The sequence below is a fragment of the Burkholderia oklahomensis C6786 genome, from assembly GCF_000959365.1.
Classification (GTDB): Bacteria; Pseudomonadota; Gammaproteobacteria; order Burkholderiales; family Burkholderiaceae; genus Burkholderia; species Burkholderia oklahomensis.
The window spans coordinates 552,080-565,493 of the sequence record NZ_CP009556.1; the positions used below are offsets into that span (position 1 = coordinate 552,080).

A 13,414-nucleotide genomic window follows, 5' to 3' on the forward strand; every position below is an offset into this window, starting at 1 on the left:
AAATGAAGAGTAAACGTCCGGTTACTTTACGGTCACAAAATTGCGGCCACAAGGCAGCGTTTCCCCAAGTGTCCCGAATATTCGGAACACTCCGCGCGTCGCGGCGTCAAGCGGCCTGCGCGTGCGCCGCTTCGAGCGCGCGCTGCACGTCGGCTTCGGCGAGCACCTCGTCGAGCGTCGTGCGCAGCCGCGAGAACAGCAGGTCGAAATCGCCGTCCGTGTAGCTGAGTGCGGGCGCGAAGCCGAGGATGCCGTCGTTGAACGCGCGGAACACGACGCGGTTGCGGTGCGCGGCGGCCGCGATCCGCTCGGACAGATTGAGCGACGGATCGAAACGCGCCTTGCTCGTCTTGTCGGCGACGAGCTCGAGCGCGCCGAGCAGCCCGCGCGCGCGCGCGTCGCCGACGAGCGGATGCGCGCGCAGCGCGTCGAGCTCGCGCGCGAAGCGCGGCGCGTGCGCGATGCCGTTTTCGAGCAACCCGTCTTCGTGATAGAGGCGCAGCACTTCGAGCGCGATCGCCGCACTCACCGGATGCGCGGAATACGTGTGGCCATGACCGATCGCGGAGTCCATGCCGCCGCCGTCGGCGATCGCCTGATAGATCTCGTCGGACATCAGCACCGCGCCCATCGGCGCGTAGCCCGCCGTCAGGCCCTTCGCGACCGTCATCAGATCGGGCTCGACGCCTTCGGCCTCGCACGCGAAGAGCGGGCCGGTGCGGCCGAAGCCGGTAATGACTTCGTCGGCGACGAACAGGATGCCGAGCCGCTTGCACGCGTCGCGCATCGCCTTGAGCCAGCCGACGGGCGGCACGATCACGCCGCCCGAGCCCTGCACCGGCTCGCAGAAGAACGCGGCGACGCGATCGGCGCCCAGTTCCGCGACCTTCGCTTCGAGCGCCGCGACCGACGCGGCGATCAGCGCGGCGTCGTCGTCGCCCGCCGGATGGCGGTACGCGTACGGCGATTCGATGTGATGCTGGGTCGGCTGCGGAACGTCGAAGTGGCGATGGAACGTCGCGAGCGCGGTGAGCCCCGCGCCGACCGACGACGAACCGTGATAGCCGCGCTCGAGCGCGATCACGTGTTTCTTCCGCGGGCGGCCCGTCGCGTTGAAGTAATGCGTGATGAAGCGCAGCGCCGAATCGACGGCGTCCGAGCCGCCGAGCGTGAAGTAGACGCGCGTGAGCGATTTCGGCGCGAGCGCGGTCAGCTTCTCGGCGAGCTCGATCGCGGGCGCGGAGCCGAAGTGGAAGTACGCGGTCGCGTACGGCAGGCGCGTCATCTGCTCGGTCGCGACCTTGACGATGCTGTCGCGGCCGTAGCCGACGTTCACGCACCAGAGGCCCGAGAACGCGTCGAGGAGTTCGTTGCCTTCGATGTCGCGCAGGAGCGCGCCGTCGGCGGAATCTAGCACGGTGACGCCGCGCGCCTCGTGCGCGCGGTAACTGACGACGGGATGGATCAGATGCTGGCGATCGGCTTCGATCAACGATGGAATGGTCATGGCGGCGCGGGCCCTCGTTCGAACAAAACGGTGTGGATCCATGCTACCGATCGGGCAATTCACACGCGCATCCAATTGCCGCGCGGAAACGTACGGATACGGCGTTTATGCGGGGCGGGACGGCATTTTCTGCTGCGTCGGTTGCGGCGGAATGGACGCGGCGGAACGTGCGTCGTGCGTATGCGGCAAGGGGGCGCGCGGCCGTGTTGGTCGCATGTCGTGTCGCGGAACGTGCGCGCGGATGCGTGAGCCGCATGTATTCACGGCGCAGCGCGCGGTATGCGAATGCGTCGCGGGCAGCGAGGGAATCGCACGTTGCGTCGCGCGCGGCGTGCAGGCTCGGTGCCGGTGCCTATGCGCCGGGATCCACGCGCCGAGCGCAGCGCGATCGGCGAGACGCCCCGACAGGCGCTCAATAACCGCGCGCGCGATCGACGACGCCGACCATCGGCTCTCCCGCGCGATGCCGCGCGAGATTCGCGAGCACCGCCTCGACCGCGGTGTCGGGCCGCGTCGCGCTTGCGATGTGCGGCGTGATCCGGATGCGCGGATGCGTCCAGAACGGATGGCCCGCCGGCAGCGGCTCGGGATCCGCAACGTCGACGATCGCGCTGTCGAGCTTGCCCGACGCGAGCGCCTCGAGGAGCGCCGCTTCGACGAGCTGCGGGCCGCGCCCGGCCTGGATCAGCGACGCGCCGTCGGGCAGCGCGTCGAACACGGGCGTGTCGAGCAGCCCGCGCGTTTCGGGCGTGAGCGGCAGCAGGCAAATGAGGATGTCCGAGCGCGCGAGCAGCGCGGCGAGCCCCGCTTTGCCCGCGTAGCATTCGACGCCTTCCAGCGTGCGCGGCGAGCGGCTCCAGCCGGCGCAAGGAAAGCCGAAGCGGCGCAGCGCGTCGAGCACCGCCTGACCGAGCATCCCGAGGCCGAGCACGCCGATGCGCCGCGACGCGGCGGCGCGCACGGGCTTCGCTCGCCACATTTGCATGCGTTGCAGCATCGCGTAGTCGAGCAGGTCGCGATGAATCGTCAGCACGGCCTGCGTCACGTATTCGACCATTCCTTCGACGATCCCCGGCTCGATCATCCGCACGACCGGGAGGTGCGCGGGCACGCGCGACAGATCGAACTGATCGACGCCCGCGCCGACCGAGAACACGACTTCGAGATTCGGCATCAGCCGCAGCGGATCGTCGGGCGGCTGCCACGCGGCCAGATAGCGGACGGCGGCCGGGTCGCCGACGTCCGGCCACAGACGGAACGGGACGTCCGGCGCCTTCTCCGCGAAAAGGCGCGCCCATTGCGCGCCGCGCGCCGGATCGGCCTTGTAGACGAAAGTCATCGGATGAAGCGTGCGGTTGCCGCGGCGATCGCGCGGGATCAGCCGAGCGCCTGATTGACGACCGCGAATTGCCGCAGCGACGGATCGCGTTCGGGCGCCTCGCCGCGCACCATCGCGAGACCCGAGTCGACGTGCCGCAGCCCGAGCCCTTCGAGCCAGCCGGTCAGGCCGCTGTCGCCTGGCACGTCGATCCGCACGAACATGCCGGTGTGCAGCGCGAGCCAGTGGCTGATCAGCGCCTGCGCGCGCAGTGCGTCCGGCGCGATCACCGGGCCGATCACGTGACCGCGGCCGAAGCGGCGGAACAGCGCGAAGCCGAGCAGCTCGCCGTCGCGGTCGAGCGCGATTCCGCTCGCGACGTCGAGCAGCGCGTCGATCACGGCGCCGCGGTCGTAGCCGCACGCGCGCGACGCGAGTGCGCCGAGGCGCGGCGTGTCGTTGACGCCGATCGGCCGCAGGCGCTCGCCGGGCGGCAGCGAAATCAGCGGCGGATGGCACGCGGCGCCCTGATGCTGCTCGATGGTGCCGATCGGCTTGAAGCCGAACTTCGCGTAGAGCGGCGCGCCCGCGGGCGTCGCGTGCAGGAACGTCGTGCGCTCGCCGAGATCGTCGATGATCCGCGCGAGCAGAGCGCGACCGATGCCGCGGCCTTGCTGGTCCGGCGCGACGATCACCATGCCGAGCGACGCGTGTGCATCGCCGTAGCGCCAGCCGAGCGCGGTGCCGATCACGCCGCTTTCGTCCGCGGCGACGAAGCCGCTGCCGAGCTTCGCGACGAAGCGCCAGTCGTCGACGCGATGCGGCCACTGGAAGCCGCTGGACAGGCGCTGGGCGGTGTCGACATCGTCCTGGGCGAACGGGCGAAAGGTGAGCGTGCGGGAGGCGTTGGTTTCGGCCACGCTGGACTCCGGTTTGAAAAGGCTGACGCCGCTACTGTGGCAGGCGCGCCAGGGGGCGGATAGGACGATCCGCTTGTTTTCGGCGGCGCGGGCGTTTTTCTTCCGTGGATTTCGGGCGCGGCGATTTCGACCCTGATTATGCTCGTTGCGTTCGGTGTTCGGTGTTCGGTGTTCGGTGTTCGGTGTTCGGCCGATGGGCCGGCGGACATCAACTCGATATGGCTCGCCTGCCATGACAGGCGCCGCCGATTCGTTCGGATCGGCATGCGTATCGTCCGATCGCGACGTTCAAGGCGTCAGCCGATGGGCGGCGCGCCGTTGCCTGAGCGTCGGCAAATCCGGCGCGGCGCGTCGCCATCGCCGGTCATCGGCGGGCTTCCGCCCGGCGCACCGCGTCGTTCGCGGCTCGCGACGGCGCTTGCCGATTCGCGCATCGCGCGACGATTCGTTCCACGTGTGCGTCGGCCCACCGCGCGCACCTCACAGGCGCTGCCGCTTCGCGAGCGTCAACACCCGTTCCCAGCGCAGCGCGTCGCGCTTGTCGTCCATCGGCAGCTTCCATTCGGCGCGTCGATCGTCGCGCACGGCGACGACCAGATACCAGCGGCCGTCGAGCGCTTCCGCGCGACAGCCGCTCAGATCAGTGAGCGTGTAGCGGCCGTCGGCGCCGTCCTGCGACAGCCATAGCAACCCCTTCGTCGCCGATACGCGCAGATCGCCCCACGCGCGCCGAAGCACGTGGGTCCAGCCGTCCTCGCGCGTGTTCGGCGCGACGTCGCGCCGCCGCCGAGCCCAGCGCGCGACCGCCGCGGCGATCACGGCTGCCGCGACGACCGCCGCGCCGATCGCGACGGCGCCGCCGAAGCGCGCGGCGATCGCATGAAACGTATAGACGGCGCCCCAGATCAATGCGACGAGCGCGAACAGAACGATCAGAATCGGCATGGTGAAGGTGCGGATGCGGCAAGGAAGGGCGGCAAAGGAATGCGCGGCCGGCGCGCGCCGGCCGCGAGCGAAGAACGTTACCGGATCCGGTGAATGTCGTGCGTGACGAAGCCCGCGTCGTTGTCCGGCAGCGCGAGGCCGTCCTTCACGGCGAGCGTCTTGCGGATGTCCGCGAGGCCCGCCGACCAGTGGTCGCGCATCGTCGACGCGCCGAACTGATAGTCCTTGTAGTGCTGCTCGTACGCCTTCTGCTCATAGATCAGATGCTGGACGTTGTAGCGCTTGCTGCACGATAGCGTCTCGGCCTGCTGGCACCACGGATCGTTCTTGCGCAGGTCGTCGGGCACCTGGTCGAGCACGCGCCGCAGCACGTTGCGAAAGCGCTGCTCGCGTTGCAGCGTGTCGGTGATCAGGCGCGTGCGGCTCGAATACTGAACGTCCTTCGTGCGCTCGGTCACTTCGTTCATCGATTCCGGCAGCGGCCCGCGCGCGCTCCACAGGTCGACCTGGAACGCGAGCGTGTCGCGGCGCGGCGTCGCGCGCAGCACTTCCATCAGCGGCGTGTTCGATACGATGCCGCCGTCCCAGTAGAACTCGCCGTCGATCTCGACGGGCGGAAACGCGGGCGGCAGCGCGCCCGACGCCATGAAATGCTCGGGACGCAGCGTCGTCTTCGTGTTGTCGAAGTAGATGAAGTTGCCCGTACCGACGTTCACCGCGCCGACCGACACGCGCGTTTCGCCCGAATTGATCCGGTCGAAGTCGCACAGCTTGAGGAGCGTCGAGCGCAGCGCGGACGTGTCGTAATAGCTGACCTTCTCCGGCGGATGCGTCGCGCCCGGCAGCGGCGGCGGGAAGCGCGGCACGAAGAAGCCGCGCTGTCCTTGCACGACCGCGCTCGCCGCCTGGCTCGCGGTGAAGAACGTGCGCACGTAATCGTGGCTGTTGAACAGCGCGGCTTCGAACACGGCCGGCAGCGCGGGGAAGAACGCGGGCTGGCAGATCGTGTTCCAGAACTCGCGCAGCCGTTCGACGCGCCGCTCGGGCGGATTGCCGGCGATCAGCGCGGTGTTCAGCGCGCCGATCGAAATGCCGGCGATCCAGTTGAGCGGCATGCCTGCTTCGTGCAGTCCTTCGAATACGCCGGCCTGATACGCGCCGAGCGCGCCGCCGCCTTGCAGCACGAGCGCGATCGTTTCGTACGGCAGATCGTGAAACGGCGCGTGCGCCTGCTCGAGCGTGTGCGGCACGCTTGCTTCGTTGTGCAGGTCCGCCGGATCGACGGCCTGCTTTTCGGTACGGGCGCGCGGCTTCATTGCATGAACCAGCCGTGGCTGACGATGAACGACTGGCCGGTCAGCGCCGCGCTCGGAAACGCCGATAGAAACAGCACCGTCTTCGCGACGTCCTCGACGGTCGTGAACACGCCGTCGACCGTATTGCCGAGCATCACCTTCTTCACGACTTCCTCTTCGCTGATCCCGAGCTCCTTCGCCTGCTCCGGAATCTGCTTGTCGACGAGCGGCGTGCGCACGAAGCCCGGACACACGACGTGCGAGCGCACGTTGTGCTTCGCGCCTTCCTTCGCCAGCACGCGCGCGAGACCCAGCAGCCCGTGCTTCGCCGTCACGTACGCCGACTTCAGCGGCGACGCCTCGTGCGAATGCACCGAGCCCATGTAGATCACGACGCCGCCGCGATCGTCCTGGTACATGTGCTTGAGCGCGGCCTTCGTCGTCAGGAACGCGCCGTCGACGTGAATCGCCTGCATCTTCTTCCAGTCGGCGAACGAGTAGTTCTCGATCGGATTGACGATCTGGATGCCCGCGTTCGACACCAGGATGTCGACCGAGCCGAACGTCTCCGCGACCTTGTCGATGCCGCGGTTGACCGCGTCCTCGTTCGTCACGTCCATCGCGACGCCGATCGCCTTGCCGCCCGCCTGCCCGATCTGCTCGGCGACCGCGTTCGCGCCGTCCTGATTCAGATCGGCGATCGCGACCGCGGCGCCCGCGCGCGCGAGCTCCAGCGCGATTTCCTTGCCGATGCCGCTTGCTGCGCCCGTCACGACTGCGGTCTTGCCATTCAGATTGCTCATGATCGAATTCCTGTCCAGAAAGTAGTAGGGAAGGATGCGGCGCGCGTCACTGCGCGAGGTAATCGTAGACGACTTCGCCGAGGCCGAGCGTCAAATCGGCCATCAGATGCCGCGCTTCGACGACCTCGAGCACCGGCAGATCGGCGACGGGCGCGAGCGCATGCGGCGCGAGCTGCAGCGACGCGGGGCCCGTCCACGCGCCTTTCATCTTGATGTCCTGCAAGTAGTAGCGCACGAGCTCGCAGACGCGCGCCGAGCCGTCGACGTGCGGAATGATCTTCAGCAGGAAATTCGCGCCGGCGAGGCGCTTCTGCTGCTCGTCGAGATCGAGCTCCTTGTGCTTGTAGCCCATCGTGCCCGTCGCGACGCGCACGGGGCCGTAGTCGAGCGTGCCGAGCAGCGTGTCGATGTGCGTTTCCAGCGTCGGCTGCGCGAGTTTCTTCGGGAATCCCCACAATTCGCGGCCGCCCGCGATCGGCGGGTGATCGTTCAGATACATCGCGAGCGTGTAGCCGCCCGGCTGGCCGTTGTACTCGACGGGGATCACCTGGCCGCTCTCGGTGTAATCGCCGAACCCGGTTGAATCGGGCATCCGGATGAATTCGTAATGGACGAGCGGTTCCTTGACTTCCAGCGGTTCCGGCACGATTTCGCGGAGGCGGTCGATGTCGGTGCGGTAGGTGATGATCAGGAATTCCCGATTGACGAAACGATAAGGGCCCATCGGAAACGCCGGGCTCGTGAGAGGCATCGCGAATGCTTTCGATCGGACTTGGCTGGGCTTCATGCGAACTCCTTGTTGATCGCTTCGTTGGCGGGGTGCCGATATCGTATGCCTCTGCGAATCGATTGTGCGATGCCGCAACTGGAAAAGATTATTGCGCAAATCGACGCAGTGAAATGACAAATATTGACAGTGTTGCGGAGGCCGTAACGAATGCGCGCCGGCGGGTGACGGACAGCGAATCGCCGGCGCTCCGGCGCGGCAAAGGGTGAGTCTTTTCGGGGGCTATGGTGAGCATTTACGGGACACGTGAAACGAATGTGAACGACGGCGCGAAACCGCATGCTGCGTCGCGCGACACGCGCGATTGAACTTTTGGGGAAGGACCGTCCTCGAAGAAGCGCGTTGTAGAATTTTCGATTTTCCTTTCGATCTCGCGGCGCTCCGGGTTAAGCCTTTCTTAAGCGTGCGCGTCCTAGCATCGTTCGGACCGGTGACCCGGTGCCGTTCGATTCGCTACCGTTTCAGTCCCATGCAAAACTTCAATCTCGCTGTCTTTTCCGCGCTCAATGCGGGTTCCGCTCCGCATCTCGCCGCCGTTCGATTCGGCGTGTTCGCCGCCGATTGGCTCGTCTATGCGGTGCCCGCGCTGCTGCTGTTGACCTGGGTGATGGGCGCGCGCCCGACGCGTCGCCAGGCGATCGAAGCGGGCGTCGGCGCATGTGTCGCGCTCGCGCTCGCGCAGGTGATCGGCCACTTCTGGTATTCGCCGCGGCCGTTCGTGCTCGGCGTCGGCACGCAGTTGATTCCGCACGCGCCGGACGGCTCGTTTCCGAGCGATCACGCGACCTTCGTCTGCAGCGTCGCGGCGGGCCTGCTCATCGCGAGCACGACGCGCGCGGCGGGCGTCGCGCTCGCCGTCATCGCGGCGGTGGTCGGGTGGGGGCGCATCTACGTCGGCGTGCACTGGCCGCTCGACATCGCGGGCGGCGCGCTCGTCGGAACCGCCGGCGCGCTTGCCGCTCATCTGTACGGCCGTCCGGTGACGGCGCTGCTCGACCGGATCGGCGAATCCGTGCATGCGGTCGCGTTCACGCGATTGCACGAGCGGTCGATTCGACTCGACTGACGATAATCGACGGGAATCCGAATCAACCGGGCGTTCTCGTCTGGGCGGTGTCGTTCGTCGAGCTCGGCGCGACGTCGGCGCCGCCGTGCAATTCGACGTTTTCGGTCTGCAGCTGGCGCGCGGCTTCACGATCGAGCGCACTGTCTTTCAGGATCGCGCACATCGCGACGAACAGCGCGAGCGCGATTGCGGCGAGTCCGCAATAGCCGGCGATTCTGAGCGTCTTCGGGATGCCTGCGTGGGTGTGGTGGCGAGTCATGGTCGCGTATCCGGGTGACGACGCGCGAGGTCGCGCGGTCTCGTTCTCATTCGACGCGGAAAAATGCAGTGACGCGCGTCGTGCTTTTTCGATATTCGGATCACAGGCGGCGCGGGCCACTTTGCCCCGGAGTACGCCGACGTGTGCCGCGACGGCTTCGCCGAACCGGCCGCGTGCCGTCGAGATAGGTATAGGACACCGGCGGCGCGGATGCAACTCCGTCAGTGTCGAGCGCGCGCGATGCCGCCTATGCGATGCAAGCCGATTGATGGAGTGCAAACGGATGCGCGTCGAGGGACGCGGCCGTGGCTCTATGTGCGGATGGAGCGGCTCCGTAAAATCAGCGGAAAAAGCGATGAAATGGCTTGGCCGACGCGTGGCGCACAGTGCGCACTACGCGAGGCCGATGCGGCCGTCCGTGCTTTAGCCGCGCGGTTGTACTAGCCGGTGCGAACGAGATTCACATGCCGCGATCGATGCGTGGCGAGTGCCGGCGAGCCGAAGCATATTGAGATAAGTGCGGTGTGCGGCGGCAACGCGCATGCGATTGCGTTCATACGAAAACGCGATGAGATAGGTCAGGCCGCTCGAGGGCATCTCCCTTGCTCGCGACCGGCAGCGCATGCGCGTGCCGCTGACTGGCCCATATCGTGATTCAAGTGCGACAAGGGCGAGTGGGCGAGGATGCGCACTTCGAGTTCATGAGCGCGAAGCCGGCGTGAATTCCGCGCGCGGGCCTCGCTGCCGCCGAGTATCGAGCGCCGAGCGCGCGCCGCGTTCGCTCGATGCGTTCACCGCATCAGTCTTCGAGCGATTCGTGAACCGCGACCGCGCCGTGCTTCCAGTAAGCGGATGCGCGAATCCGCGATTTCGCGACGCCGCGCTCGTTGAACAGATGCTCGCGCACGCCGCGCATCGCGGCCGCTTCGCCCGCGGCCCACACGTAGCCGTCGCCGGCCGGCAGCGGCAGCTCCCGCAACGCGTCGACCAGCTGACTTCCACCGCGCTCGCCGTTTGCAGCGTCGTCGCGATGGCGCCACAAGACGTACAGATCCGCATCGGTCGCGAAGTCGACCTGCGCGGACGTATCGGCCACTTCCAGCACGGCGGCGACGCGCGTGCCGGCCGGCAATTCCTCGAGGCGTCGAGCGACGGCGGGCAATGCGGTGTCGTCGCCGATCAGCAGGTGCCAATCGAAATCCTTCGGGATCACGAACGAACCGCGCGGTCCGCCGATGCCGAGCGTTTGACCGACGCGCGCCTGCGCGGCCCACTGCGACGCCGGTCCCGGATGATGCAGCACGAAATCGAGGTCGAGCTCGCGGGCGGCGCGATCGTAGCGACGCGGCGTGAAATCGCGTGCGACGGGGCGCGGTTGGTCGTCCGGAAACACGATGCCGTTCGGGCCGAGCTCGGGACGCGCGGGCGTGTCCTCGCCGGGCGGCGGGAAGAAGACCTTCACGTGATCGTCGAACGATGCCGATTCGAAATCGTCGAGTTCGTCGCCCGTCAGCGTCACGCGCATCAGATGCGGCGTCACCGCAGTGACGCGCTTGACCTGCAGCAGGCGGAATTTCAGCGTATGGCGCACGCGTACGACCGCGCGCTCGGGAGTCGGTTGGGTCATGTCGATGGGTTCTCCTGGATAAGCCGGATGCGGCTCGATCAGTCCTGGGTCCGGCCTTCGATGTCGGCGACGGCACGCCGCAGGATCGCCGCGATGCGGCGCTGCTCGTCGGCGTCGGCGCTGCTCTTGCGGAAGAGCGCTTGCTTGAGCGCCATCCGCGCTTCGACGAATTCCGGCAGCCAGCCGCGCGTATCGTCGTCGGAGGCGGCGGGCGCTTCGCCGGCGAACGCGCGGCGCATGAACTCCATCTTGCGGCCGAGATGCGCGAGCTTCGCGAACAACAGGTCGACGCGTTCGCGCTGCGCATCGAGGTGCGCGCGGCCCGCGTCGGCGAGCGCATAGCGCTTGCGGTTGCCTTCGGCCTGCACGGTCACGTAACCGAGCTCTTCCAGATAGGTGAGCGCCGGATACACCATGCCGGGGCTCGGCGCGTAGAAGCCGCTCGATCGTGTGTCGAGCGCCTTGATCAGCTCGTAGCCGTGGCTCGGCTGCTCGGCGAGCAGCGCGAGCAGCAGCAGTTGCAGGTCGTCGGCGCTGAATTGACGCCCGCGCGGCATGGCGTCGTCGCCGCCGAAGCCGCCGAAACCGCCCGGGCCGCCGCCGAAACCGCCGAACGGGCCGAAGCCGTGCCGGCCGCCGCCGCCGCCGCGTCGATGGCCGCCGATCATGTGGCGGAACATCTCGAGCGGCCCGGCGCCGAACGAGGTATGCACGCCGCATCCGCGGCGCGAAAACAGATGAGAGTGGCGCATCGCCTTCTCCGGTGTGTCTTTAGATGTATCGAAAGATATATATCGAAAGATATAAAGTCAATGGGATTTTATGGGGGGCGGACGGTGGCGGGCAGGGCTATGGTGTTACGAATACCGATCATTTATTGATATTTGCGAAGTCGCCATCGGCCGCGACGCCCATGTTCGGACACCCGCTCGCGCAATGGCGCTGGAACCCTGCCGCGATCCCGAATTCACCGTAGCAGTCGCTACGGGGATTTTTGAGGCATTCGACAAGGACCTGCCGTCCGTCATCACGGTATCTGCGAATAGACCCGCTCGCTTTGAAGCAGATACCCGGCGGCCAATCCAAGCGCATCGGCGATCGCCAATACGGTGCTGATGCGCGGATCGGACGTCGACGAGCGCGTCGTTCGCGCGCGGCCTCGGCTCGGCGCTAAGGGATAGCGAGGATAGCGAAACCCGTCACGCGTACCCGCCTTCGCCTTTCGCGGTGTCTCCACAAAAGCGAACAAACTTGTTCCGATTATTTCGCTTTCTGCGGATCGTTTCCTCCACTTACCCTTGCTGCACCCGATCGCGCGCCGTCGCCCGCCGCTGGCACTCGCACGGGCAATGGAGACAATCGAAACCGGAGACATCACGTGTCGCAAGTCCGCCCTCTTGCAACAGCCCCCTATTCCCAGCAGGCCGGGACTTTCGCCCGCCTTCGTTCCATTTTCAGCGGATCGGTCGGCAATCTCATCGAGTACTACGACTGGTACGTGTATTCGGCCTTTTCACTGTACTTCGCCAAGGTTTTCTTTCCGGCCGGAAGCCAGACCGTGCAGTTGCTCAACACCGCGGCCATCTTCGCCGTCGGCTTCGTCATGCGGCCCATCGGCGGCTGGCTGGTCGGCCAGTACGCGGATCGCAAGGGACGCAAGGCGGCCCTGCTGATCTCGGTGCTGGCGATGTGCTTCGGCTCGTTGATCATCGGCCTGACGCCGGGCTACAACAGCATCGGCATGGCGGCTCCCATTCTGTTGGTCGTCGCGCGGCTGCTGCAGGGGTTGAGCCTCGGAGGCGAGTACGCCAGCTCGGCCACGTATCTGAGCGAAATGGCGGACAAGACGAGCCGCGGCTTCTATTCCAGCTTCCTGTTCGCTACGCTGTCGCTCGGCCAGCTGCTCGCCATGGCGGTGTTGGTGGCGCTCCAGCAGTTCTTCCTGAGCGCCGCACAACTGGAAAGCTGGGGCTGGCGCATTCCCTTCCTGATCGGATCTCTGGCGGCGGGCGCCGCGATCTTTCTGCGCCGCAATATGGAAGAAACGGAATCGTTCGAGCAGCACCGGCAGAGCAAGCGCAGCCGCACGTCTGTCGCGGAGCTGTTCAGGCACAAGCGCGAATGTCTGATCGTGGCAGGCCTGACGCTCGGCGGCACGGTCGCGTTCTACGCCTACACGACGTACATGCAGAAATTCCTCGTCAACAGCGCGGGGATGAGCAAGGCGGATGCCTCCATGGTGTCCGTCATCAGCCTGATTGCCTTCGTGTTGATGCAACCGGTGTTCGGCAGCCTGTCGGATCGCGTCGGCCGTCGTCCGCTGCTGATCGCCTTCGGCGTGCTGGGAACGGTGTGCACCGTCCCGATCTTCAACGAGCTGATGATGGTCCGAAGCATGGGCGGCGCGCTTGTGCTGATCTCGGCTGCGCTGCTGATCGTCAGCCTGTATTCGTCCGTCAGCGCGGTGGCCAAGGCGGAGCTGTTTCCGGTTGAAATACGCGCGTTGGGCGTGGGCTTGCCTTATGCGATCACGGTATCGCTGTTTGGCGGCACGGCCGAGTACATTGCGCTGTGGACCAAGAGCATCGGACACGAATCCTGGTTCTTCTGGTACGTGTCTGCGTGCGTTCTGGTGTCGCTGCTGTGCTATCTCTGGATGCCCGATCCCAAGCAGGTGTCCTGCATCGATCAGGATTGAATCCGGTTCACGGCATGTGTAGCGCGAGCGCCATGCATGCCGGCGCCGCCGTCGGCCATTGATGCAACTTGCGATTTTCATGCGCGCCGCGCGGAGAATCGCGAGGTGCTCGGCCCGAACGAGCAGGTGGAAAAGTCGCGCGGCAGGGAACAGGCGCGCTCGACGACTCGGCAAGTTGTCGCGCAGGTA

The 13,414-nt window shown here is 66.5% G+C and carries 12 protein-coding genes; 2 read left to right on the top strand and 10 right to left on the bottom strand.

Translation table 11 applies throughout. The features are described 5' to 3' along the window. Nucleotides 1-106 precede the first annotated feature (106 nt). The 7 genes from BG90_RS20450 to BG90_RS20480 form a co-directional block, all read right to left on the bottom strand. On the bottom strand, nucleotides 107-1,507 hold the full coding sequence (locus BG90_RS20450; protein WP_010117598.1) for an aminotransferase class III-fold pyridoxal phosphate-dependent enzyme: 1,401 nt from the start codon (nucleotides 1,505-1,507) through the stop codon (nucleotides 107-109). Nucleotides 1,508-1,919: 412 nt separating this feature from the next. Beyond that, the gene (locus BG90_RS20455) at nucleotides 1,920-2,846 is read right to left on the bottom strand and encodes a 2-hydroxyacid dehydrogenase (RefSeq protein WP_010117599.1); all 927 of its coding nucleotides are present in this window, start codon (nucleotides 2,844-2,846) and stop codon (nucleotides 1,920-1,922) included. Nucleotides 2,847-2,884: 38 nt separating this feature from the next. After that, a complete protein-coding gene (locus BG90_RS20460; protein ID WP_010117600.1) occupies nucleotides 2,885-3,745 on the bottom strand; it encodes a GNAT family N-acetyltransferase in 861 nt (286 codons plus the stop codon). Nucleotides 3,746-4,225: 480 nt separating this feature from the next. Then, nucleotides 4,226-4,690, bottom strand: a complete 465-nt coding sequence (locus tag BG90_RS20465) for a hypothetical protein (protein WP_010107302.1) — start codon at nucleotides 4,688-4,690, stop codon at nucleotides 4,226-4,228. Nucleotides 4,691-4,767: 77 nt separating this feature from the next. Then, nucleotides 4,768-6,006 (bottom strand): DUF3734 domain-containing protein, encoded by a 1,239-nt coding sequence (locus BG90_RS20470; RefSeq protein ID WP_010107303.1) that lies wholly within the window; start codon nucleotides 6,004-6,006, stop codon nucleotides 4,768-4,770. After that, nucleotides 6,003-6,788, bottom strand: coding sequence for a 3-hydroxybutyrate dehydrogenase (locus tag BG90_RS20475; protein ID WP_045568375.1), 786 nt, complete (start codon nucleotides 6,786-6,788; stop codon nucleotides 6,003-6,005). Before BG90_RS20475 ends, BG90_RS20470 begins: the two co-directional genes overlap by 4 nt. A 46-nt stretch (nucleotides 6,789-6,834) precedes the next feature. Then, nucleotides 6,835-7,575, bottom strand: coding sequence for an acetoacetate decarboxylase (locus tag BG90_RS20480; protein ID WP_010107305.1), 741 nt, complete (start codon nucleotides 7,573-7,575; stop codon nucleotides 6,835-6,837). 469 nt (nucleotides 7,576-8,044) lie between these two features. On the opposite strand from BG90_RS20480, the gene BG90_RS20485 reads away from it, so the two are divergent. Continuing rightward, nucleotides 8,045-8,641 carry an undecaprenyl-diphosphatase gene (locus BG90_RS20485; RefSeq protein ID WP_010117602.1) on the top strand — a complete coding sequence of 199 codons (597 nt, stop codon included), beginning with the start codon at nucleotides 8,045-8,047 and terminating at the stop codon, nucleotides 8,639-8,641. 22 nt (nucleotides 8,642-8,663) lie between these two features. Here BG90_RS20485 and BG90_RS20490 read toward each other — a convergent pair whose 3' ends face one another. From BG90_RS20490 to BG90_RS20500, 3 genes are all read right to left on the bottom strand, one after another. Further along, nucleotides 8,664-8,900 carry a hypothetical protein gene (locus BG90_RS20490; protein WP_010117603.1) on the bottom strand — a complete coding sequence of 79 codons (237 nt, stop codon included), beginning with the start codon at nucleotides 8,898-8,900 and terminating at the stop codon, nucleotides 8,664-8,666. Between the two features lie 799 nt (nucleotides 8,901-9,699). Continuing rightward, entirely contained in the window at nucleotides 9,700-10,527 is an 828-nt protein-coding gene (locus BG90_RS20495; RefSeq protein WP_010117604.1) for a siderophore-interacting protein, read from the bottom strand. Nucleotides 10,528-10,565: 38 nt separating this feature from the next. Then, nucleotides 10,566-11,279, bottom strand: coding sequence for a PadR family transcriptional regulator (locus BG90_RS20500; RefSeq protein ID WP_010117606.1), 714 nt, complete (start codon nucleotides 11,277-11,279; stop codon nucleotides 10,566-10,568). 626 nt (nucleotides 11,280-11,905) lie between these two features. On the opposite strand from BG90_RS20500, the gene BG90_RS20505 reads away from it, so the two are divergent. After that, a complete protein-coding gene (locus BG90_RS20505; protein WP_010117608.1) occupies nucleotides 11,906-13,225 on the top strand; it encodes an MFS transporter in 1,320 nt (439 codons plus the stop codon). Nucleotides 13,226-13,414 lie beyond the last annotated feature (189 nt).